The 23158-nt window shown below is 56.6% G+C and carries 19 protein-coding genes, 2 tRNA genes and 1 pseudogene; 14 read left to right on the top strand and 8 right to left on the bottom strand.

The features are described from left to right. Positions 1-14 precede the first annotated feature (14 nt). Together ACNQ0T_RS19985 and ACNQ0T_RS19980 are read left to right on the top strand one after the other, a co-directional pair. Positions 15-91, top strand: a tRNA-Asp gene (locus tag ACNQ0T_RS19985). A gap of 53 nt (positions 92-144) precedes the next feature. Then, positions 145-220: transfer RNA gene (locus ACNQ0T_RS19980), tRNA-Trp, on the top strand. A gap of 100 nt (positions 221-320) precedes the next feature. Here the strand turns inward: ACNQ0T_RS19980 and hdfR are convergent. Further along, a complete protein-coding gene (hdfR, locus tag ACNQ0T_RS19975) occupies positions 321-1142 on the bottom strand; it encodes an HTH-type transcriptional regulator HdfR (protein WP_022649779.1) in 822 nt (273 codons plus the stop codon). Positions 1143-1260: 118 nt separating this feature from the next. Here hdfR and ACNQ0T_RS19970 point away from each other — a divergent pair, with 118 nt between their 5' ends. Further along, positions 1261-1599: a DUF413 domain-containing protein gene (locus ACNQ0T_RS19970; RefSeq protein WP_006808641.1), complete on the top strand. Its 339-nt coding sequence runs from the start codon at positions 1261-1263 to the stop codon at positions 1597-1599. A 26-nt stretch (positions 1600-1625) separates the two neighbouring features. On the opposite strand, the pseudogene ACNQ0T_RS19965 reads toward ACNQ0T_RS19970, so the two are convergent. Next, a pseudogene (locus tag ACNQ0T_RS19965) lies at positions 1626-3145 on the bottom strand (YifB family Mg chelatase-like AAA ATPase). 341 nt (positions 3146-3486) lie between these two features. Between ACNQ0T_RS19965 and ilvL the strand changes: the two are divergent. From ilvL to ilvA, 7 genes are all read left to right on the top strand, one after another. Next, positions 3487-3585 (top strand): ilv operon leader peptide, encoded by a 99-nt coding sequence (gene ilvL, locus ACNQ0T_RS19960; RefSeq protein ID WP_001311244.1) that lies wholly within the window; start codon positions 3487-3489, stop codon positions 3583-3585. An 86-nt stretch (positions 3586-3671) separates the two neighbouring features. Then, positions 3672-3722 carry a peptide IlvX gene (gene ilvX / locus ACNQ0T_RS19955; RefSeq protein WP_166792073.1) on the top strand — a complete coding sequence of 17 codons (51 nt, stop codon included), beginning with the start codon at positions 3672-3674 and terminating at the stop codon, positions 3720-3722. A 2-nt stretch (positions 3723-3724) separates the two neighbouring features. Next, entirely contained in the window at positions 3725-5371 is a 1647-nt protein-coding gene (gene ilvG / locus ACNQ0T_RS19950) for an acetolactate synthase 2 catalytic subunit (protein ID WP_417930346.1), read from the top strand. Continuing rightward, positions 5368-5631 carry an acetolactate synthase 2 small subunit gene (ilvM, locus tag ACNQ0T_RS19945; RefSeq protein WP_003860184.1) on the top strand — a complete coding sequence of 88 codons (264 nt, stop codon included), beginning with the start codon at positions 5368-5370 and terminating at the stop codon, positions 5629-5631. Before ilvG ends, ilvM begins: the two co-directional genes overlap by 4 nt. Before the next feature lie 18 nt (positions 5632-5649). Further along, positions 5650-6579, top strand: a complete 930-nt coding sequence (ilvE, locus tag ACNQ0T_RS19940; protein ID WP_003860182.1) for a branched-chain-amino-acid transaminase — start codon at positions 5650-5652, stop codon at positions 6577-6579. A 60-nt stretch (positions 6580-6639) separates the two neighbouring features. Further along, complete coding sequence (gene ilvD / locus ACNQ0T_RS19935; protein ID WP_022649775.1) at positions 6640-8490, top strand: dihydroxy-acid dehydratase; 1851 nt, start codon at positions 6640-6642, stop codon at positions 8488-8490. A gap of 2 nt (positions 8491-8492) precedes the next feature. Next, complete coding sequence (gene ilvA / locus ACNQ0T_RS19930; RefSeq protein WP_100148853.1) at positions 8493-10037, top strand: threonine ammonia-lyase, biosynthetic; 1545 nt, start codon at positions 8493-8495, stop codon at positions 10035-10037. A gap of 45 nt (positions 10038-10082) precedes the next feature. On the opposite strand, the gene ilvY is transcribed toward ilvA, so the two are convergent. Then, positions 10083-10973: an HTH-type transcriptional activator IlvY gene (ilvY, locus tag ACNQ0T_RS19925; protein ID WP_017382574.1), complete on the bottom strand. Its 891-nt coding sequence runs from the start codon at positions 10971-10973 to the stop codon at positions 10083-10085. A gap of 152 nt (positions 10974-11125) precedes the next feature. Here ilvY and ilvC point away from each other — a divergent pair, with 152 nt between their 5' ends. Further along, positions 11126-12601: a ketol-acid reductoisomerase gene (ilvC, locus tag ACNQ0T_RS19920; protein ID WP_022649773.1), complete on the top strand. Its 1476-nt coding sequence runs from the start codon at positions 11126-11128 to the stop codon at positions 12599-12601. A 36-nt stretch (positions 12602-12637) separates the two neighbouring features. Here the strand turns inward: ilvC and trmL are convergent, their stop codons facing one another. The 5 genes from trmL to lldP form a co-directional block, all read right to left on the bottom strand. Then, complete coding sequence (gene trmL, locus ACNQ0T_RS19915; RefSeq protein WP_022649772.1) at positions 12638-13111, bottom strand: tRNA (uridine(34)/cytosine(34)/5-carboxymethylaminomethyluridine(34)-2'-O)-methyltransferase TrmL; 474 nt, start codon at positions 13109-13111, stop codon at positions 12638-12640. A 46-nt stretch (positions 13112-13157) separates the two neighbouring features. Continuing rightward, positions 13158-14498 (bottom strand): MFS transporter, encoded by a 1341-nt coding sequence (locus ACNQ0T_RS19910; RefSeq protein WP_417930345.1) that lies wholly within the window; start codon positions 14496-14498, stop codon positions 13158-13160. A gap of 179 nt (positions 14499-14677) precedes the next feature. Continuing rightward, positions 14678-15865, bottom strand: coding sequence for an FMN-dependent L-lactate dehydrogenase LldD (gene lldD, locus ACNQ0T_RS19905; protein WP_022649770.1), 1188 nt, complete (start codon positions 15863-15865; stop codon positions 14678-14680). Further along, a complete protein-coding gene (gene lldR / locus ACNQ0T_RS19900; RefSeq protein ID WP_023298877.1) occupies positions 15862-16635 on the bottom strand; it encodes a transcriptional regulator LldR in 774 nt (257 codons plus the stop codon). The genes lldD and lldR overlap by 4 nt, the downstream gene beginning before the upstream one ends. Then, positions 16632-18287 carry an L-lactate permease gene (gene lldP / locus ACNQ0T_RS19895; RefSeq protein ID WP_022649769.1) on the bottom strand — a complete coding sequence of 552 codons (1656 nt, stop codon included), beginning with the start codon at positions 18285-18287 and terminating at the stop codon, positions 16632-16634. The genes lldR and lldP overlap by 4 nt, the downstream gene beginning before the upstream one ends. 1099 nt (positions 18288-19386) lie before the next feature. Here lldP and ACNQ0T_RS19890 point away from each other — a divergent pair. From ACNQ0T_RS19890 to ACNQ0T_RS19880, 3 genes are read left to right on the top strand one after another with little or no spacing between them, the layout of a single operon-like run. After that, positions 19387-19968: a fimbrial protein gene (locus tag ACNQ0T_RS19890; RefSeq protein ID WP_032621994.1), complete on the top strand. Its 582-nt coding sequence runs from the start codon at positions 19387-19389 to the stop codon at positions 19966-19968. 30 nt (positions 19969-19998) lie between these two features. After that, entirely contained in the window at positions 19999-20673 is a 675-nt protein-coding gene (locus ACNQ0T_RS19885; protein ID WP_022649767.1) for a molecular chaperone, read from the top strand. 4 nt (positions 20674-20677) lie between these two features. After that, positions 20678-23158: a fimbria/pilus outer membrane usher protein gene (locus ACNQ0T_RS19880; RefSeq protein WP_053087815.1), complete on the top strand. Its 2481-nt coding sequence runs from the start codon at positions 20678-20680 to the stop codon at positions 23156-23158.

Genomic DNA, 23158 nt, shown 5'->3' with positions numbered 1-23158 from the left:
CAGAAGTATTCGGTGGAGCGGTAGTTCAGTCGGTTAGAATACCTGCCTGTCACGCAGGGGGTCGCGGGTTCGAGTCCCGTCCGTTCCGCCACTTATTAAGACATTAAGCCTGCCCAAAGGGCAGGCTTAATGGCAAAAAAATTTAGGGGCGTAGCTCAGTTGGTAGAGCACCGGTCTCCAAAACCGGGTGTCGCGAGTTCGAGTCTCTCCGCCCCTGCCATATAGAATCCTTTGCTTCGGCAAAGGATTTTTTTTTGCCTGCAAAACGGCTCAACACCTTCCTGAAGAATAAGCAGCCTGCGTTTCCGCAGGCTTTTGCGTTAATCCAGTATGCTGGTTTTTAACAGATCTTTTATCTGCGACTGCTTATCGCTGTTTTGCAACCAAATAGCATACAGCGGCCTGGAGAGCGTTGTTGAATCGGTGACAACATGGAGTGCGGGTTTATTATCCGCCCAGCGAACAGGTAACCATGTACAGCCTTTCAGTGTGGGAAGATGCTGGCATGCGATCTCCGCAGAGCTTGTCGTGAGTTGCGGGATATCATCGCTGGCAATTAACCCCGTCTCGTGCTGCTGAAAATCAGGCCCCCATTCCAGGCGTAAATAATTCAGGTCGGCCTTCATCATTGCAGGCTCGGATGCATAGAGCGCAAGGCTAAACTGTCCAACAATCTGGCTGCTAAATTCATCCATCTTGGGGGCTTCTGTGGTGATCAGCAGATCAAGCTGCCGCTCGTGGAGTTGCTTAACCAGCGACTGGCGTTGCGCAATCCTCGCCTCAAATTGCAGATGGTTGTGTGTGCGATATAGCCGCATAAGCCACTGGCTGAGCATGCATTCCCATAGTGAAGCGCTGGCACCGATCGAGAATTCATTATGCCGGGAGGTGTGCGCAACCTCCTTTCGCGCTGCCTGCCAGGTATTCATCAGGGTTTCTGCATAAGGCAATAGCTTTTCACCGGCCGGGGTTAGACGAATATTGTTGCGATGGCGGGTAAAAAGGTTCACACCCAGTTGATTTTCCAGCTGTCGAATACGAAAACTGACTGCTGACTGCGTCAGGTAGAGGGCTTCAGCTGCTCGCCCAAAGTGTCGCGTTCTGCTCACTTCGAGGAAAGTTTTTAGCAATTCCGTATCCACATCTTTCTCCACAAAATTATTTGTCGTTATGATTTAAATGTTTTGTTTTACACTCTGTCAAGCGTAACTAATACTCCGCGCCATAAATAGCTCGGCCAAAGAATTAGGAGCGTGTAGGATGGCGGAAAGCTTTACGACGACTAATCGTTTTTTCGATAATAAACATTATCCGCGCGGGTTCTCTCGTCACGGCGATTTCACTATCAAAGAAGCTCAACTTCTTGAGCGCCATGGTTATGCCTTTAACGAGCTGGATCTGGGTAAGCGCGAACCGGCAACCGAAGATGAAAAACAATTTGTCTCTGTTTGTCGTGGTGAGCGTGAGCCGCAGTCTGATGCAGAACGTGTATGGATCAAGTATATGGCTCGCATTAAGCGTCCTAAGCGTTTCCATACGCTGTCTGGCGGCAAGCCGCAGATGGAAGGTGCAGAAGACTACACCGAGTCTGACGATTAAGAAGAGAAGGGGCTACGGCCCCTTTTTTATGCCAGCATTTTTTGCAGATGCAACAGCAGCCGATCGATCGCACGGTAGCTTAATGCCTCCTGCAAATGTCGCCTCTCTATTCCGGGGCAGCCCTCCACGTCAGCGACCGTGCGCGCAACTTTCAACAAACGCTGCCACGCGCGAATGGATAGCCCAAACCGCGTCAGTGTCTCTTCCAGCCAGCCTGCATCTTCGGCGTTGAGAGAGCAAAACTGTCGGATCCCGCTGTTATCCAGCCGGGCATTCAGCCTGTTCTGACGAGCATACTGCCGCGCCTGAGCCGCAATAACCCGTTCTCGCACCGCTGCTGAGCTTTCGCCTTTGATACCGGTTTGCCTCAGCAGACCGGGCGGTGGCAGGGGGATCTCGAGAGATAAATCAAAACGGTCGAGGAAGGGGCCGGACAGCTTACTCAGATAGCGCAGCGTCTGCTCCGGCGTACAGCGGTTATGGTTGCCCTGATAATGGCCCGTTGGGCTAGGGTTCATCGCGGCGACCAGCTGAAACTGCGCAGGGTAGCTTATTTTGGCGCGTGTACGAGACAGATGGATTTCGCCGGATTCAATCGGCTCCCGCAACGCATCCAGCACGCGGCGTTCAAACTCTGGCAATTCATCCAGGAACAGAATGCCGTTGTGTGCCAGTGAGATTTCACCCGGTCCGGGAATTGAGCCCCCGCCCACCATCGCGGTAAGAGACGCACTGTGGTGTGGCGAGCGGAAAGGACGGCGGCGCCACTGTTTATGCAGCGATATTGAACTGACCAGGCTAAATATCGCGGCGCTTTCCAGCGCTTCGTGATTATTGAGGGGGGCAGCAGGCCGCTCAACCTGCTCGCCAGCATCGTTTTCCCCGTGCCTGGCGGACCTATCAGTAGCAGGTTATGCCCACCCGCGGCCGTTATTTCTAACGCCCGTTTACCCTGTTCCTGACCCATAATATCGCTGAGGTCATCGGGAGAATCTGCCACTACCTCCTCATTCTCCTGCGGCTCGGCAAGCTCATGTCGGCCTTCCAGCCAGGCGCAAACCTCCTGCAAATGTCCCGCGACAAGACACCCCTTTTCGGCGATAAGGCTGACTTCAGAGGCATTTTCATTGGCCACAATGATTTGCCTTCCCGCGCGTATGGCTTCAAGCGCACCCGAGATTGCTCCGGGAACGCCTCTTAACGCGCCTGTAAGCGCTAATTCACCCACGAACTCGCACGAGCTTAACCCTGGCGTATTGAGCTGTTCAGAAGCCGCGAGAAGCGCTATAGCAATAGGTAAATCATATCGCCCTCCCTCCTTTGGCAAATCGGCGGGCGCAAGGTTGATGGTGATCTTCTTCGCCGGAAAAGCATAACCGCTATTAATAATTGCGCTGCGCACGCGATCCCTGGCCTCCTTAACGGTCGTTTCGGGTAAGCCGACCAGCGTCAGTCCGGGCAGTCCATTACTTAAATGAACCTCTACAGAAATAAGCGGTGCCTTCACGCCGATGGCCGCGCGTGTATAAACAACTGACAGTGACATAAGCCCCTCCTTGGCGGTAACTATGCCAGCATCATTTTTTCCTGTTTAGCGCTAATTCACTGAATTACGGCGCTCATTCCACCCTTTTAGCGCCTAAATGTAATCATTACATGTCGGTGGAATCGGCCTCGCAGAAAAGAAATCATGCGCGCCTTGCCTGATGAAACAGGACAAAAAAATGAAAAATCTTCATTTCTATTTTTTCCCTATATAAAACAACGATTTTGAAAGAAATAGTTCGCCTGCTACAGAAATGGGTCATAAAAAAATCTTGTGTCAGATGAAATATCTGTGGTAACTCTTTAGGTATTCCTTCGAACAAGATGCAAAAAGAACTGAAAATGACAGCCCTTCTACGAGTGATTAGCCTGGTCGTGATTAGCGTGGTGGTGATTATTATCCCACCGTGCGGGGCTGCACTTGGACGAGGAAAGGCTTAGAAATCAAGCCTTAACGAACTAAGACCCCCGCACCGAAAGGTCCGGGGGTTTTTTTATGACTAAAAAGCTTAAATGAGGAGCAGAGAATGACGACTAGCACAAAATTCTGTTTCTCCAGATTTATGACGGGGAACTAACTATGAATGGGGCACAATGGGTAGTACATGCGTTGCGCGCGCAGGGAGTCGAAACCGTATTCGGTTATCCGGGTGGCGCAATTATGCCGATTTACGATGCACTGTATGACGGCGGCGTGGAACACCTCTTGTGCCGACACGAGCAGGGCGCAGCGATGGCCGCCATCGGTTATGCCCGTGCGACCGGTAAAACCGGCGTCTGTATGGCCACCTCCGGTCCGGGCGCAACGAACCTGATCACCGGCCTGGCTGACGCGCTGCTCGATTCCGTACCCGTGGTGGCGATCACCGGCCAGGTGGCCTCTCCGTTCATCGGCACCGATGCTTTCCAGGAAGTGGATGTGCTCGGTTTATCGCTTGCCTGCACCAAACACAGCTTCCTCGTTCAGTCTCTCGAAGAGCTGCCGCGCGTGATGGCCGAAGCGTTCGAGGTTGCCAGCTCTGGCCGTCCTGGACCGGTTCTGGTAGATATCCCGAAAGATATTCAGGTTGCACTCGGCGATCTGGAACCGCACTTCTCCACCGTTGAAAGCGACGACGTGTTTCCCCATGCGGAGGTTGAAGAGGCTCGCCAGATGCTGGCGCAGGCGAAACAGCCGATGCTGTATGTAGGCGGCGGCGTGGGCATGGCGCAGGCCGTTCCTGCCCTGCGCGAATTTATCGCAGTAACGCAAATGCCCGCCACCTGCACGCTGAAAGGATTGGGCGCGGTCGACGCGGACTATCCATACTATTTGGGCATGTTAGGGATGCACGGCACCAAAGCGGCAAACCTGGCGGTGCAGGAGTGTGACCTGCTCATCGCCGTCGGCGCCCGTTTTGACGACCGCGTCACCGGCAAGCTGAACACCTTTGCGCCGAACGCCAAAGTGATCCATATGGACATCGACCCGGCGGAGATGAACAAACTGCGTCAGGCGCATGTCGCGTTGCAGGGCGATCTCAACGCGCTGTTACCGGCGCTGGAGCAGCCGCTGGATATCAACCCATGGCGTCAGCACACCGCCGATATGCGCGCTGAACACGCCTGGCGTTACGACCACCCCGGCGAGGCCATCTATGCGCCACTGTTGTTGAAACAGTTGTCCGACCGCAAACCCGCAGACAGCGTGGTGACGACGGATGTCGGCCAGCATCAGATGTGGTCAGCCCAGCACATGACCTACACCCGCCCGGAGAACTTCATCACCTCGAGCGGCTTAGGCACGATGGGCTTCGGCCTGCCCGCTGCCGTGGGCGCACAGGTTGCCCGCCCGAACGATACCGTTATCTGTATCTCCGGTGACGGCTCCTTCATGATGAACGTCCAGGAGCTCGGCACCGTGAAGCGTAAGCAGTTACCGCTGAAAATCGTTTTGCTCGATAACCAGCGTTTGGGAATGGTTCGCCAGTGGCAGCAGCTGTTCTTCCAGGAGCGTTACAGCGAAACGACCCTGACCGATAACCCCGATTTCCTCACCCTGGCCAGCGCCTTCTGCATTCCTGGCCAGCACATCACCCGTAAAGACCAGGTTGAAGCGGCACTCGACACCATGCTGTCAAGCGAAGGGCCATACCTGCTTCATGTCTCAATCGACGAGCTTGAGAACGTCTGGCCGTTGGTACCGCCCGGTGCCAGTAACTCACAAATGCTGGAGAAATTATCATGATGCAACATCAGGTCGCCGTGCAGGCTCGCTTCAACCCGGAAACGTTAGAACGCGTATTGCGTGTGGTCCGTCACCGTGGTTTTCAGATTTGCTCTATGAATATGGAAACGGCCACGGATGCACAAAATATCAGTATCGAATTAACCGTTGCCAGCCCGCGGCCGGTCGACTTACTGTTTAGTCAGTTATCAAAACTGGTAGACGTTGCCCATGTTGCCATCTGCCAGAGCACAACCACATCACAACAAATCCGCGCTTAAGCGTGACAGGACGAAAAAATGACGACAAAAAAAGCTGATTACATTTGGTTTAATGGTGAGATGGTTCGCTGGGAAGACGCGAAAGTTCACGTGATGTCCCACGCGCTGCACTACGGCACCTCCGTGTTTGAAGGCATCCGTTGCTACGATTCTCACAAAGGACCAGTGGTGTTCCGCCATCGCGAACACATGCAGCGTCTGCATGACTCAGCCAAAATTTATCGTTTCCCGGTCTCCCAAAGCGTTGATGAGCTGATGGAAGCCTGCCGCGAGGTGATCCGCCAGAACAAACTGACCAGTGCCTATATTCGTCCGCTGGTCTTCGTGGGTGATGTCGGCATGGGTGTCAATCCGCCCGCTGGCTATAACACCGATGTGATCATTGCTGCGTTCCCGTGGGGCGCCTACCTGGGCGCGGAAGCACTGGATCAGGGGATCGACGCAATGGTTTCTTCCTGGAACCGCGTGGCACCAAACACTATCCCGACCGCGGCTAAAGCGGGCGGTAACTACCTCTCCTCACTGCTGGTTGGCAGCGAAGCGCGCCGTCACGGTTACCAGGAAGGTATCGCGCTCGATGTAAATGGCTACATCTCCGAAGGTGCGGGCGAAAACCTGTTTGAAGTGAAAGACGGCATTCTGTTCACCCCGCCGTTTACCTCGTCCGCGCTGCCGGGCATCACCCGCGACGCCATCATCAAGCTGGCAAAAGATCTGGGTATCGAAGTACGCGAGCAGGTGCTGTCCCGCGAATCCCTGTACCTGGCTGACGAAGTGTTCATGTCCGGTACCGCGGCTGAAATTACACCGGTGCGTAGCGTCGACGGCATTCAGGTGGGCGAAGGCCGCTGTGGTCCGGTCACCAAACGCATTCAGCAAGCCTTCTTCGGCCTGTTCACCGGCGAAACAGAAGACAAATACGGCTGGTTGGATCAGGTTAATCACTAAATATAAATTTGGGACGGCACGCACCGTCCCATTTAATAGTCAGACGGGAGTAAATAAAGCATGCCTAAGTATCGTTCAGCCACCACCACCCACGGCCGTAATATGGCGGGTGCCCGCGCACTGTGGCGCGCCACCGGAATGACCGACGCCGATTTCGGCAAGCCAATTATCGCCGTGGTGAACTCCTTCACCCAGTTTGTGCCGGGCCACGTGCACCTGCGCGATCTCGGTAAGCTGGTTGCCGAGCAAATCGAAGCCTCCGGCGGCGTGGCGAAAGAGTTCAACACCATTGCGGTGGATGACGGTATCGCAATGGGCCACGGGGGGATGCTCTATTCACTGCCGTCGCGCGAGCTGATCGCCGACTCGGTGGAGTACATGGTTAACGCCCACTGCGCCGATGCGATGGTCTGTATCTCCAACTGCGACAAAATCACCCCGGGGATGCTGATGGCCTCCCTGCGCCTGAACATTCCGGTGATCTTCGTTTCCGGCGGCCCGATGGAAGCGGGTAAAACCAAGCTTTCCGACAAAATCATCAAGCTCGACCTGGTCGATGCGATGATCCAGGGCGCGGACCCGAAAGTCTCTGACGAGCAGAGCGACCAGGTGGAACGCTCCGCGTGTCCGACCTGCGGCTCCTGTTCCGGGATGTTCACCGCCAACTCCATGAACTGCCTGACCGAAGCGCTGGGCCTTTCTCAGCCGGGTAACGGCTCGCTGCTGGCGACCCACGCCGACCGTAAGCAGCTGTTCCTTAACGCGGGCAAGCGCATCGTTGAGCTGACCAAACGCTACTACGAGCAGGACGACGCCAGCGCGCTGCCGCGCAACATCGCCAGTAAAGCGGCGTTCGAAAACGCCATGACGCTGGATATCGCCATGGGCGGTTCCACCAACACCGTTCTGCACCTGCTGGCCGCCGCGCAGGAAGCCGAAATCGACTTCACCATGAGCGACATCGACAAGCTCTCCCGCAAAGTGCCGCAGCTGTGTAAAGTCGCGCCGAGTACCCAGAAGTACCATATGGAAGACGTGCATCGTGCTGGTGGTGTCATCGGTATTCTCGGCGAGCTGGATCGCGCAGGGCTGCTGAACCGCAACGTGAAAAATGTGCTCGGCCTGACGCTGCCGGAGTCGCTGGACCAGTACGACGTGATGCTGACCAAAGACGACGCGGTGAAAAAGATGTTCCGCGCCGGTCCGGCAGGTATTCGCACCACGCAGGCGTTCTCGCAGGATTGCCGCTGGGACACGCTGGATGACGATCGCGCCGAAGGCTGCATCCGCTCGCTGGAACATGCCTACAGTAAAGACGGCGGTCTGGCCGTGCTGTACGGTAACTTTGCGGAAAACGGCTGCATCGTGAAAACCGCAGGCGTGGACGACAGCATTCTCAAATTCACCGGTCCGGCAAAAGTGTATGAAAGCCAGGACGAGGCGGTAGACGCTATCCTCGGTGGCAAAGTGGTGGAAGGCGACGTGGTGGTCATTCGCTACGAAGGGCCGAAAGGCGGTCCGGGCATGCAGGAGATGCTCTACCCGACTACCTTCCTGAAATCGATGGGCCTCGGCAAAGCCTGCGCGCTGATCACCGACGGTCGTTTCTCTGGCGGCACGTCAGGCCTCTCCATTGGCCACGTCTCCCCGGAAGCGGCAAGCGGCGGCAATATCGCGATCATCGAAGATGGCGACCTGATCGAAATCGACATTCCGAACCGCGGCATTCAGCTGAAGCTGAGTGACCAGGAGATTGCGGCCCGTCGTGAAGCGCAGGAAGCCCGCGGCGACAAAGCCTGGACGCCGAAAGACCGCCAGCGTGAAGTCTCCTTCGCCCTGCGTGCCTACGCAAGCCTTGCCACCAGTGCAGATAAAGGCGCGGTGCGCGATAAATCTAAACTTGGGGGCTAATGATGGCCGAGTCACAACCCTTATCCGCCGCCCCCGAGGGGGCGGAATACCTGAGAGCGGTGCTGCGCGCGCCGGTCTATGAAGCCGTGCAGGTCACGCCCCTGCAAAAAATGGACAAACTCTCCTCGCGCCTCGACAACGTCATTCTGGTGAAGCGCGAAGACAGGCAGCCGGTGCACAGCTTCAAGCTGCGCGGCGCCTACGCGATGATGGCCGGGCTGACGGATGAGCAGAAAGCGCGCGGCGTCATTACCGCGTCGGCAGGCAACCACGCGCAGGGCGTAGCGTTCTCCGCGGCCCGTTTAGGGCTGAAAGCGCTGATCGTGATGCCGGTTGCCACGGCGGATATCAAAGTCGACGCGGTGCGCGGTTTTGGCGGGGAAGTGCTGCTCCACGGCGCGAATTTTGACGAAGCGAAAGCCAAAGCGATTGAGCTGGCGCAGCAGCAGGGTTTCACCTGGGTCCCGCCGTTCGATCACCCGATGGTGATTGCCGGGCAGGGTACGCTGGCGCTGGAACTGTTGCAGCAGGATGCCCATCTCGACCGCGTTTTCGTTCCGGTGGGCGGCGGTGGCTTAGCCGCTGGTGTGGCGGTGCTGATCAAACAGCTAATGCCGCAGATCAAAGTGATTGCGGTTGAAGCGGAAGACTCCGCTTGCCTGAAGGCGGCGCTGGACGCCGGACATCCGGTGGATCTGCCGCGCGTCGGGCTGTTCGCCGAGGGCGTGGCGGTGAAGCGCATTGGCGATGAAACGTTCCGTCTGTGCCAGGAGTATCTCGACGATATCGTCACCGTCGACAGCGACGCTATCTGCGCGGCGATGAAAGATCTCTTCGAGGATGTGCGTGCGGTGGCGGAGCCGTCCGGCGCGCTGGCGCTGGCGGGGATGAAGAAATACATCGCCCAGCACAACATTCGCGGCGAGCGTCTGGCGCACGTGCTTTCCGGCGCCAATGTGAACTTCCACGGCCTGCGCTACGTGTCCGAACGCTGTGAGCTGGGCGAGCAGCGTGAAGCCCTGCTGGCGGTGACCATTCCGGAAGAGAAGGGCAGCTTCCTGAAGTTTTGCCAGCTGCTGGGCGGCCGTTCGGTAACGGAGTTCAACTACCGCTTTGCCGATGCCAAAGATGCGTGCATTTTTGTCGGCGTGCGTCTGAGCCGTGGCGTGGAGGAGCGCAAAGAGATCCTCAGCCTGCTGCATGACGGCGGCTACAGCGTGGTCGATCTCTCCGACGACGAAATGGCGAAGCTGCACGTGCGTTACATGGTCGGCGGCCGTCCATCCAAGCCGCTCAAGGAACGCCTGTTCAGCTTCGAGTTCCCGGAATCGCCGGGCGCGTTGCTCAAGTTCCTGCACACGCTGGGCACCCACTGGAACATTTCTCTGTTCCACTACCGCAGCCACGGCACCGACTACGGCCGCGTGCTGGCGGCGTTCGAGCTGGGCGAGCACGAGCCGGATTTCGAAACGCGCCTGAACGAGCTGGGCTATGAGTGCCATGACGAAACCCACAACCCGGCGTTCCGCTTCTTCCTCGCGGGCTAAGGGTTGAGCTGCGTGTAGGACGGGTAAGCGCAGCGCCACCCGGCTTTAGTGGTTCGGCAATATCTTCCAGAACGCATCAATAAGCGGCTCATGCAGCCGCTTTTTTTGTGCGCACACGCCAAGCTCGAACGGCGTTTTTTCGTCGCTGCGTTCTAAAATCATCACGCGATTGCGCACTGGCTCCGGGCTGTTTTCCAGCACCACTTCTGGCAGCAGCGCCACGCCGCAGCCGAGCGCTACCATCGACACCATCGCCTCATGGCCGCCGACCGTGGCGTAAATCGACGGGTTGCTGATTTTCTGGCGGCGGAACCACAGCTCAATGCGGCGGCGCACCGGCCCCTGATCGGCCATGATAAACGGCACCGTCGACCAGTCCGGTTTCTCCACCGAGACCTGGTTGCGCACCGGGCAGGGCAGCGCCGGGGCAATCAGTACTACCGCCAGATTCTCCAGCATTGAGAACGCTACCGCGCCCGGCAGGGTTTCCGGCTTCCCGGCAATCGCGAGATCCGCTTCGCCCGTGACCACTTTTTCCATCGCGTCGGCGGCATCGCCGGTGGTGAGCTTAATTTCAACCGACGGATGTTCCGCGCGGAAGCGGTCGAGAATGGGGGGAAGATGGCTGTAGGCGGCGGTCACGGAGCAGAAAATATGCAGCTCGCCGGACAGCGACGGCCCCTGCTGGTCGATGGTGTGCCGCAGCTGCTGGTACTGCAACAAGGTTTGCTGGGCAAAGATGCGCAGCTCTTCACCGGCTTCCGTGAGGGTGACGGTGCGGTTATCGCGCACGAACAGCGGCTGGCCGAGGTCTTCCTCAAGGCGCTGGATCTGGCGCGACAGCGTGGAAGGGCTGACGTGCATCGCCCGGGCGCTGCGGCCAAAGTGACGGCTTTCCGCCAGATGCAGGAACATTTTCAGATCGCGTAAATCCACCGATTCCACTCCCTCTTTTTACATTGCATAAATTGCAATGTGACGTTGTGAATATATCAATTTCCGCAATAAATTTCCTGTTGTAATGTGGGTACATTCTCGCTGAAACGCGAACCGAACAATAAGACACACAACATCACGAGGTATCACCCATGGCTAACTACTTTAATACACTGAACTTGCGCCAGCAGCTGGCGCAGCTGGGCAAATGCCGCTTCATGGCGCGCGATGAATTTGCCGATGGCGCGAGCTACCTTCAGGGTAAAAAAGTGGTCATTGTTGGCTGTGGCGCACAGGGTCTGAACCAGGGCCTGAACATGCGTGACTCCGGGCTGGATATCTCCTACGCCCTGCGCAAAGAAGCGATTGCTGAAAAGCGCGCTTCCTGGCGTAAAGCGACCGAAAACGGCTTCAAAGTAGGTACCTACGAAGAGCTGATCCCGCAGGCGGACCTGGTGGTTAACCTGACGCCAGACAAGCAACACTCAGACGTTGTGCGTTCCGTACAGCCGCTGATGAAAGACGGCGCTGCGCTGGGTTACTCCCACGGCTTCAACATCGTTGAAGTGGGCGAGCAGATCCGTAAAGACATCACCGTAGTGATGGTGGCACCGAAGTGCCCGGGCACCGAAGTGCGCGAAGAGTACAAACGTGGTTTCGGCGTACCGACGCTGATCGCCGTTCACCCGGAAAACGATCCGAAAGGCGAAGGCATGGCGATTGCCAAAGCCTGGGCAGCGGCCACCGGCGGCCATCGTGCGGGCGTACTGGAATCTTCCTTCGTTGCGGAAGTGAAATCTGACCTGATGGGCGAGCAGACCATTCTGTGCGGCATGCTCCAGGCGGGTTCTCTGCTGTGCTTCGACAAGCTGGTGGAAGAGGGCACCGATCCGGCATACGCGGAAAAACTGATTCAGTTCGGCTGGGAAACCATCACCGAAGCGCTGAAGCAGGGCGGCATTACGCTGATGATGGACCGTCTGTCCAATCCGGCAAAACTGCGCGCGTTCGCACTCTCTGAACAGCTGAAAACCATCATGGCACCGCTGTTCCAGAAACACATGGACGACATCATCTCCGGCGAGTTCTCTTCCGGCATGATGGCGGACTGGGCGAATGACGATAAGAAACTGCTGACCTGGCGCGAAGAGACCGGTAAAACCGCGTTCGAAACGGCACCACAGTTTGAGGGTAAAATCAGCGAGCAGGAGTACTTCGATAAAGGCGTACTGATGATCGCGATGGTGAAAGCGGGCGTTGAGCTGGCGTTCGAAACCATGGTGGATTCCGGCATCATTGAAGAATCTGCGTACTACGAATCGCTGCACGAGCTGCCGCTGATCGCAAACACCATCGCCCGTAAGCGTCTGTATGAGATGAACGTGGTGATCTCCGATACCGCCGAGTACGGTAACTATCTGTTCTCTTACGCCTGCGTACCGCTGCTGAAAGAGTTCATGACTACCCTGCAAGCAGGCGATCTGGGTAAAGCGATTGCGGAAGGTGCGGTTGATAACGCGCAGCTTCGTGACGTTAACGAAGCGATTCGCAGCCACGAAATCGAGAAAGTGGGCCAGAAACTGCGTGGCTACATGACCGATATGAAACGTATCGCAGTAGCAGACTAAAAAGACAATCGGGTGGCGCAAGCCACCCGAACTGTTTTAGCTACGCAGTATCGCGCCGGGATAACCCAGCTGGCGCCACGCCTCATACACCACCACCGACACCGCATTCGACAGGTTCATGCTGCGGCTGTCCGGCATCATCGGAATACGAATTTTTTGCTCAGCGGGCAGGGCATCCAGAATGGTGGCCGGCAGGCCGCGGGTTTCCGGACCAAACATCAGATAATCCCCGTCCTGATAGCTTACGGCACTGTGCGCTGGCGTGCCTTTGGTGGTCAGGGCGAACATGCGCTGCGGCTTCTCTGCGTCCAGAAACGCGGCGTAATCGTGATGACGAACGACGGCAGTAAACTCATGGTAGTCCAGCCCCGCGCGTCGCAGACGTTTGTCGTCCCACGTAAAGCCCATCGGCTCAATGATGTGCAGACGAAAACCGGTGTTGGCGCACAGGCGGATGATATTGCCGGTATTGGGTGGGATTTCTGGTTCGAATAAGACGATGTTAAGCATGCTGCCCCCTTAATTGCAGGGGGCAGAATAGCAGAAAAGAGAGGGACTAGGCGACGCCCGGCTCCTGCGAGCGGCTATACAGCATTTTGTAGACGGTTGCCGCCGCGGCCACGAGAGCAGGCACGCTGAGGATCATCAAAATACTGTCCGCCTGCCACTGCATGGAAAGAAGCTGGGCGCTGGTCATGGTGCCCGCCACGCCGCCGAAGCGGCCGATCCCCTGCATCCAGGCGATACCCGTCGCGCGGCACTCGGTAGGGTAAAAGGTGGCGGCCAGGGTCTGCATCCCCGACTGCGCGCCGTTCATCGCGATCCCCATCAGGAAGATTAACCCGCCAAACAGGGCGATATGATTATGCTCAATGCCGAGTAAAAGAATCAGGCCCATCGTCAGCACGAAACCACACGCGACCACCTTGTGCGCTTCCCAGCGGTCCATCATCCAGCCCGCGAGCAGAATGCCAGCGGTGCCGCCGAAGGTGAACAGCGAGGTGAGCCAGGCGGATTCCGCCAGCGCATACCCCATCCCCTGCATCAGCGTTGGCATCCAGCTCAGCAGGACGTAATAAATCACCAGTCCCATAAAGTAGGTGACCCACAGCATCAGGGTGCCGGGCAGCCAGGGCATGGAAAACAGCTGCGACACGCTGCCTTTTTTCGACGCGGCCTTCTCCTCCGCCAGGAAAAAGCCCGTGACGCTATCCAGCGTGCTGCGGGCGAACCGGCTGGCGATGCGGCGAACCTGCGCGACGTCTTTCCCGCGCTGCACCAGAAACTTCACCGACTCCGGCAACAGCAGCGCCAGCAGCACCGTTAAAATCAGCGGCGCAATCGCGCCGGTCAGCAGCACGCTTCGCCAGCCATGGTGAGGGATAAGCCAGGACGAGATCGCCCCGCCGCCCGCCGCACCCAGCGGAAAGCCGCAGTACATGGTGTTAATTGCCATGGCGCGGCAGCGCTGGGGGGCAAACTCGGAGATCAGCGTGATGGCGTTAGGCATCGCGGCGCCCAGCCCGAGACCGGTCAGAAATCGCCACAGCGTCAGGGTATTCAGACTTTGCGCCCAGGCCGTGCCCAGGCTCGCCAGGCCGAAGAACAGGCATGAAAAGACCAGTACGCGCTTGCGTCCCATACGGTCCGATACCGGACCTGCAATAAGAGCTCCCAGCGACAGCCCCAGTAGCGCCGCACTCAACACCGGCCCCAGATCCTGTTTATGTATTCCCCACTCCGCCGACAGCGTAGGCGCAATGTAACCCATCGCGGCGGTATCGAAACCATCGATCGCCAGCACCAGAAAGCCCAGCACAATAAGAAGCCAGTGAAACCCTGAAAAAGGACTCTCATCGATCACCTGCTGAATATCCACCCGACCTGAATACGTCATACGTTCCCCTCCGATGTGATGTTGTTTTTGTGTTCTTGTATTTGCTTGTCTATACAATTGCGGAGGGCGGGTTGTGTCAAATTTTCTTATCCAGAATGTTACGCAGGTGTTATTTTCAACAAAAAAAGCGCCCGAGGGTAAAGCCGGGCGCGGAAGAAGGGGAGGCTAACCGGGGGAGATCAGGCCGCGTTTCCCTGAGAAAGGGGGGCCAGCGCCGCAGGCAGCTTACTGAGCTCCTGCACCAGAGAGTCTTTGCTGATTTCACCGATTGTTTTCGCACCGGTAAGGGTCATCGCCACCTTCATCTCTTTCTCGATCAGGTTCAGCAGATTCGCCACGCCCGCCTGGCCGCTGGTGGCCAGCGCGTACAGGTAAGCACGGCCCAGCAGCACACTGTCTGCGCCCAGGGCAATCATGCGTACCACGTCCAGCCCGTTACGGATGCCGCTGTCGGCCAGAATCGCAATATCGCCTTTCACCGCATCGGCAATGGCTGGCAGGGCGCGGGCGGAGGAGAGCACCCCGTCAAGCTGGCGGCCACCATGGTTAGAGACCACGATCCCATCGGCACCAAAACGCACCGCGTCGCGGGCATCTTCCGGATCGAGGATCCCTTTGATCACCATCGGGCCGTCCCAGAATTCGCGGATCCACTCCAGGTCTTTCCAGGAGATGGATGGATCGAAGTTGTTCGCCAGCCAGCCGATGTAATCTTCCAGCCCGGTCGGTTTACCCAGGTAGGCCGAAATATTGCCCAGATCGTGCGGACGGCCATTCACGCCGACATCCCACGCCCACTGCGGGTGCGTCACCGCCTGCCAGTAGCGGCGCATCGCGGCGTTCGGACCGCTCATGCCGGAGTGCGCATCACGGTAGCGGGCGCCGGGCGTGGGCATATCGACGGTAAAGACCAGCGTTGAGCAGCCTGCCGCTTTGGCGCGCTCCAGCGCGTTACGCATAAAGCCGCGATCGCGCAGGACGTACAGCTGGAACCACATCGGGCGCTTGATGGTCGGCGCGACCTCTTCAATCGGGCAGACGGACACGGTGGAAAGGGTAAACGGAATGCCTTTGGCATCTGCTGCGGCGGCGGCCTGCACTTCGCCCCGGCGGGCATACATGCCACATAAACCGACAGGTGCGAGCGCCACCGGCATGGAGAGCGTCTCGTTAAACAGCTTCGTCTCAAGGCTCAGGTCAGACATATTCTTCAGCACGCGCTGGCGCAGGGCCACTTCCGACAGGTCCTCCACGTTGCGGCGCAGGGTATATTCGGCGTACGCCCCGCCGTCAATGTAGTGGAACAGGAATGGCGGCAAAATGCGCTGTGCCGCGGCGCGATAGTCACTGGCTGCGGAAATAATCATGCTTTGTTCTCCCTGGAAATATCACTCTCGCCAGGCAGACGGGTAATACGCGCCTGTCGGGCCTGATCTTCATCGAATCGTTTAATGGTGGTATGCACGAAGCCGAGATGCGCCATCATCGCCTTGCGCGCGGCCTCGGCATCACCGGCCAGAATGGCGTTGAGCACCGCCTCGTGCTGTTCGGTCAGTTGGGCAAATACCGGCGGCACCAGATACATGCGCTGGCGGCTCTGCTTCACGGAGGATTGCAGCAGGTCGAAGAACCCGCGCATGGTTTGCAGCAGAACCACGTTGTGCGAGGCCTCGGCAATCGCGAGGTGAAAACGCACGTCCGCCTGGGAGGCGATGTCCGGGTCGCTGCTTTGCGTGGCCTCAAAGCAGGCTTTGAGCTTCTCTTTGTCGGCCTCGGTTGCCCGCATCGCCGCATGCCACGCGGTGCTGGTTTCGATGGCGTGACGCGCTTCGAGGATGTCAAAGCTGTAGTCCGGGTCGTTTTCCATCAGCGTCTTAAGCGGCTGCACGATGTTTTGTTCGGACCAGTCGTCATGCTGCCAGCGCACGAAGGTGCCGCCGCCTCGACGGCTCAGCAGCACCCCTTCGCTGACCAGCGTCGCCAGCGCCTCGCGCAGTGAATTGCGCGACACGCCAAGCTGGGCGGCAAGCTGACGCTCGGCGGGCAATCTCATGCCCGCTTCCAGCTGTTGTTCTTCTATCAGCGCCCGTACGCGAGTGGCAATCTCGTCGGACAGGCGTCTGGGCATCACTATCATGGAATCATCCAGGTTAAGACATAGGCCTGCAATGTGGTGATCACGCCCACCATGCAGGTAAATATCAGGCTGTGTTTAACGGTAAAGCGGAACAGATCCGACTCTTTGCCTACCAGCCCCACCGCGGCACAGGCAATGGCGATGGACTGCGGTGAGATCATCTTCCCGGTCACGCCGCCGGTGGTGTTCGCGGCGACCAGCAGCACGTCCGAGACACCAATCTGCTGCGCGGCTGTGGCCTGTAGGGCGGCAAACAGGGCGTTAGATGACGTATCTGAACCGGTCAGGAACACCCCCAGCCAGCCGAGGAACGGCGAGAAGAAGGTAAACGCGTGGCCGGTATGCGCCAGCGCTAACGCCAGCGTCGACGACAGGCCGGAGTAGTTCGAAATAAACGCGAACGCCAGCACCATGCCGATGGAGTAAATCGGCAGCATCAGCTCTTTAATCGTCGCCGCAAAGGTCTGCACCGCGGCGGCAGGCTTCATGCGCAGCCACACTACGGAAAGGATAGCGGCAAACAGGATGGCCGTGCCGGTGGCTGAGAACCAGTCGAACTTAAACACTGCCGCATACGGCGTGGCGTCGTGTACCACCGGCGGCATACGGGCGACCATTTTGTCGAGGAACGGCACGGAGATATTAATCACCATGTCGTACAGCGCGCCGCCCGGGGCGAACAGGGCTTTAAACGGCGGAATGCTCCACAGCGTCACGGTGGCGGTCAGGAACAGGAACGGTGACCACGCGCGCACAATCTGTCCGGCGGTATAGCCGGTGCGCGCCAGCGTCTGATCCACGTGTGATGCGCCCATGTCAGCAAAGCGGAAGATACGTACCGGCTGCCAGCGTTTCAGGAACAGCGTCAGACAGACCAGCGACACCAGGGAAGAGATGATGTCCGGCAGTTCCGGGCCGAGGAAGTTGGAGCTGAGATACTGGGCAATGGCGAACGAACCGCCCGCTACCATCACCGCAGGCCAGGTCTCCTTCACGCCGCGCCAGCCGTCCATAATCGCCATGATCCAGAACAGCACGATAATGGTCAGGAACGGCAGCTGGCGGCCCACCATCTGGCCGATCTCGAAGCTGTCCAGCCCGGTCACCTGGCCCGCCACCAGAATAGGAATGCCCATCGCGCCAAACGCCACCGGGGCGGTATTCACAATCAGGCACAGGCCAGCGGCATACAGCGGGTTAAAGCCCAGACCGACCAGCAGGGCGGCGGTGATGGCCACCGGTGCGCCGAATCCTGCCGCCCCTTCCAGAAATGCTCCGAAGGAGAAGCCGACGATCAGCATCTGCAAACGCTGGTCCGGCGTGATGGAGAGAATCGACGAGCGAATAATGTCGAACTGCCCGGTTTTGACCGAGATTTTGTAGACAAAGACGGCGGCGATGATGATCCACGCAATCGGCCACAGTCCGTAGAAGAAGCCATAGACGACGGAGGCCAGCGCGCGATCGACCGGCATTTTGTAGAAGAACAACGCCACCATCAGGGCGATGGCAACGGTATACGTCGCGGCGAGGTAGCCCTTCAGCTTGAGCTTAATCAGCGCAAAGAAGAAAAACAGGATCGGTAGCGATGCGATCAGGCTCGACAGCCAGATATTTCCGGCCGGATCGTAGTTTTGTTGCCAGAGGCTCATGCAGGTCTCCTGAGGACCACACAGGTGTTCGTCGGGTGAGTCTCTGCTCATCTCTGCGTCACACTTAGTGTAAAAGTGGTCCTTCCAATATTGTGATGTAGGGTTAATGACAACAAATGGTTAACCAAGTGTTGCTATTCAGCAATTGTTTTGTGAAGTGGAGCATCGAAATTGTGAACGATGGATAGCTTTGTGCGTGATTGGTAGGACCAAACCCGCAAAATCAAATCACCGTGTGCGTTGGGAGCGGTGGTCAGGTGGAGAGCCTTACATTCGCCTTTTAAGCAGATACGGCGCGTAAAAGAGGTTATATAAAAAGGAGAGGTGATAATGTTTCGTGAATTTAATGAGGTTTGTTTGTTTTATTTGTGTTTTTGAGAAGCTGTATATGTGTGAGCAGATTGATATATTTCCTATAAATAAAAATTTTTTTTGGTTAAAAATGCGAAATCTAAGCTGTAGCAAAAAATTTTAATTAAGGTAAATTTCACATATAGATTTTAACAGTGTATTACAAACGATCAATTGATGATCGATAAAGAAATATCCTGTTCAATTGCGGTTTTTCAGGATAAAGGGTAAGAATTTTGCGCTGAACAGACATTTTTTGGCTAATAATATTCTGAAATAAATTGATCAAACAATGATCAGTTATCTCTCTTGTAATTTAGTTGCGGTATTAAAAGCAGATTAATAATTATTAGGGCAATCGAAAGGGGTTAAATTTGTTAGCTGAGTGTTAATTTCTGAGTGTTTACAGACGCGGCATATTGCTTTTCAATGCGTAGACGTTAAAAGGCATTTGATTTACTATTTATTCAGAAGCAACGTAACAGAAGATTTTAAATTTATTACTAACCACAACGTATTCAGTGTTATTTTCGGCCAGAAGTCATTCCTCAGTTGAAGGATATCTGTGTATGGCCTTCTGAAAATATACGGATTATCACCATGGGATGGACCCTGCTTTATTCTATAAGGTCGCGTCACCCATTCTGCTAAAAACCTTTCGGTGGCGTTTTCAAATCCTTATAGCGGTTATTGTACCTGGTACAACAAGTCTATATCTGTTTAATTTACAGAGGGGAAAGTGTTCCAAATGAAAATCAAAAATGTGGCGCTGGCGATTGCCGCGGCGGGGCTGCTGTTATCTTCTCAATCAGTACTGGCAAGCAGTGATTCTGGCGTTAATGCTTCTCTGGATACCGGTGCGGGTTCGCAAAGTACGGGCGGGGTGATCAATTTTACCGGGAAGATTACCCTTATTTCCTGTGATATTACTCCGGCCTCTAAAAACAAAACGGTAGACCTTGGGGCGTGGGCAAAAAGCTACTTTGACGATCACAACGAAACGACGCCGCGCGAGTTCAAAATCAACGTGGAAAACTGCCCGGAGACGGTTGAATCGGTTGCGGTACTGTTTGACGGAACCAAAGATACGGTGAATGACACACTGCTTCAGGTTACGCCGGGTGAAGGTATGGCGACGGGTGTCGGCGTGAAGCTTTATAACAGCGATCGCAGCACCGCGATTAAACCGGGTACGGTATCTGAAACAACCGCACCGGATGATCAAGGCAATGCTGAATTAACTTTCTATGCCGCACTTGACAAAGATGGCACGGAAATCAACGCCGGCGATGTTAACGCCGTATCCAACTTCCTGATGGTTTATAACTGATTTCACTGTCAGCCACCTCCAGAGATAATAATGATGAAACGTTTATCGTATATTATGCTCACTGCATTAATGGTTAGTTCTGCGTCAGTTTCCGCTGGCGTTGTAATGGGGGGAACACGGATCGTATACCCGCAAAACAGCAAGGAGGTGGCATTTTCTGTTTCTAATATGGAAAGTGCGGTTCCCTATCTTATTCAGTCGTGGGTTGAAGGCGATGGGCCGGATAAAAATAACGCTGCGCCATTTATTGTCACACCACCTCTGTTCAGACTTGATCCGGAGCAGACCAACACGCTGCGTATTCAATATACCGGCGCTCCGCTGCCCACAGATCGTGAATCTGTATTCTGGCTCGATATTAAAGCGATAGCGCCAAAGCCAAAAGAGAGCAGCAACGAATTACAGGTAAACGTCAAATCGAAATTTAAAATCTTCTACCGCCCGGACAACCTGAAAGGGGACGCCGCCACGGCCTGGCAGAAAATAACGTTTTCGCGAACGGGAAAAGGGCTTAAGGCCGCTAACCCGACGCCATACTACGTCTCTTTTTATCGTCTGACCGTTGGCGGGCATAAAATTGAGCAGCCGGGCATGATCGGTCCAGGGGAAACCCGGGAATGGCCTGTGTCCGCCTCCGGGGGCGTAAGCTGGTCGGCTATTAATGATTTTGGTGCCATCACCGCCACCCACACCCAGCCTCTTTAAGACCATGCCTTTTCGCCTATTTCGTTACGCGCCGCTTTCGGTGTTGCTGCTTAGCTTCAGCCGCACGGGGATGGCCGAGGATTACTTTGATCCCGCCGCGCTGGAGCTTTCCTCTACTGAACAGAAAACGGCGGATCTGCACTATTTCTCTGAAAAGGGCGGGCAGATGCCAGGCACCTGGCTCGTGACGCTGGAGATTAACGGACGCGAGGAGCGGCATCAGGAGATCACCTTCGTCAATGAGAAAGGCAGCCTGCAACCCGTTTTTAGCGTATCGCTGCTGGAAGCGCTTGGCGTAAATGTAGGGGCCATTCCTGCATTCTCCCGGTTGCAGGAGGGAGAAACGTTCACGCACCTCGAGGATTTTATTCCGGCAGCGCGAACTTCTTATGATTTCAACCAGCAGCGTCTCTTTCTCAGCCTGCCGCAGGCGGCAATGAAACACCGCAGCCGTGGCTACGTGCCGCAGTCGCAGTGGGACGATGGTATCCCGGCGGCATTTACTGATTACAGTCTGTCGGGCGGACAGGCCCGTCATCAGAGCGGGGTCACGACATCCAGCTATCTGAGCCTGCGTAACGGCATCAATCTGGGGGCGTGGCGGCTGCGTAACACCTCGGCCTGGAGCTACAGCGACGCGGGCGGCGACCATTTTCAGTCGCAAAGTAGCTGGCTGACCCGGGATATTCGCCGTCTTAACAGCCAGCTACGGATCGGCGATGCCTGGACCGCAGGCGACGTCTTCGATAGCGTGGCGTTTCGCGGGGTACAGCTCTCATCAAGCGAAAGCATGTTGCCCGACAGCCAGCGCGGCTTCGCACCAACCATCCGCGGCGTCGCACACAGCTTCGCTAAAGTCTCCGTTTCGCAAAATGGCTATGTGATCTATGAAACCTGGGTGGCCGCCGGGCCATTTATCATTAACGATCTGTTCCCGGGCGCACAAAGTGGCGATCTACAGGTTACGGTCACGGAAAGTGACGGCTCAACGCGCGTCTTTACCCAGCCCTACTCTGCGGTGCCGTTTATGCGACGCCAGGGCAGCCTGAAATACAGTCTCAATGCAGGACGATTTCACTCCGGCTCCGGTGATGCGCGTTCGCCCGAATTTGTTGAAGGCGCTTTCTTCTACGGTCTGCTCTCCAGGATGACGGTGTATGGCGGCTTTCGTACGGCGAGCAACTATCAGGCCGGTGCAATTGGCGTAGGCAGAGGGTTTGGCGCATTTGGCTCGCTGGGTATTGATGATACGCTGGCAAAAAGCCGTTTACCCGACGGCAAAAGCGCGATGGGGCAGGCGTGGCGCATTCAGTACCAGAAAGATTTCAGCGCTACCGGCACCGCCTTCAACCTGGCGAGCTATCGCTATGCCTCGCGCAATTACTACGAATTTAGTGAACTGAATCAGTCTGACAGCCAACAGCTGCAACTCAATAATCGCCGTAGCCGCTCGCAGGTCACTTTTTCACAGACGCTGGGTCAGTTCGGCAGCCTCAGCGTCTCGGCATGGATGCAGGATTACTGGCATACGTCCGGGCAGGATAAAACCATCCACATTGGCTGGTACACCAGCTGGCGGGGTATTTCCTGGGGCGCGGGGTATGACTACACCGACTCAGCGCTTGAGCAGCATCCCGATCGCACCGTGTCGTTTAACGTCAATGTTCCGCTTGGCAACTGGCTGCCGGGCAGTTCGGTCAGTTACTACGCCAACCACAACAATCGTGGGATGACCACGCAGCAGGTGTCACTCAACGGCAGCGCGCTGGCGAACCGCAACCTGAATTACAGCGTTCAGCAGAGTAAGACCAGTGAGGGAGAGGCCGACAGCACCAGCCTGGCGCTGCAATACAACGGTGGCTACGGCAACGTCAGCCTCGGTTATGACCACAGCCGAAACGGTAGCAACGCGAGTCTTGGACTCGCCGGAGGCGTTATCGCCACGCAGTATGGCGTCACGCTTAGCCAGCCGCTGGGCGATACCGTCGCCCTGCTGCGCGTGCCCGGCGCGGCGAACGTTGAGCCGGAGGGCTACAACGGGATCCATACCGACAGCCGCGGCTATGCGGTCATGCCAACGCTCTCGGCGTATCGCAAAAATACCGTCAGCCTTGATACGGCGACGCTGGGTGAGAACGTCGACATTGAGCAAAGCGGTCTGACGCTCATTCCCACCAGCGGCGCGGTGGTGCTGGCCAATTACACAACCCACATTGGTTATCGCGTTCTGTTTTCCCTGCGCTACCACGGCGAACCGTTGCCGTTTGGCGCGCAGGCTGAAGTGGTGGAGCAGAACCGCCATTCTGCAAACCGAAGCATGGTCGCTGACGGCGGTCAGGCCTACCTGAGCGGAGTACCCGAGCGCGGCACCCTGCGCGTCACCTGGTATGAAAACGGGGAGCAGCAGCAATGCCAGACACCTTTCAGACTGGGGAAAGCTCATATGGCCCCCGGCATCGCTACGCTGTCTCTTGAGTGCCACTAG

Source organism: Enterobacter cloacae complex sp.6700776 (assembly GCF_048284255.1).
Lineage (GTDB): Bacteria > Pseudomonadota > Gammaproteobacteria > Enterobacterales > Enterobacteriaceae > Enterobacter > Enterobacter intestinihominis.
The sequence above is the reverse complement of the archived record's forward strand: the minus strand, read 5'-3'. Positions and strand labels throughout refer to the sequence as shown.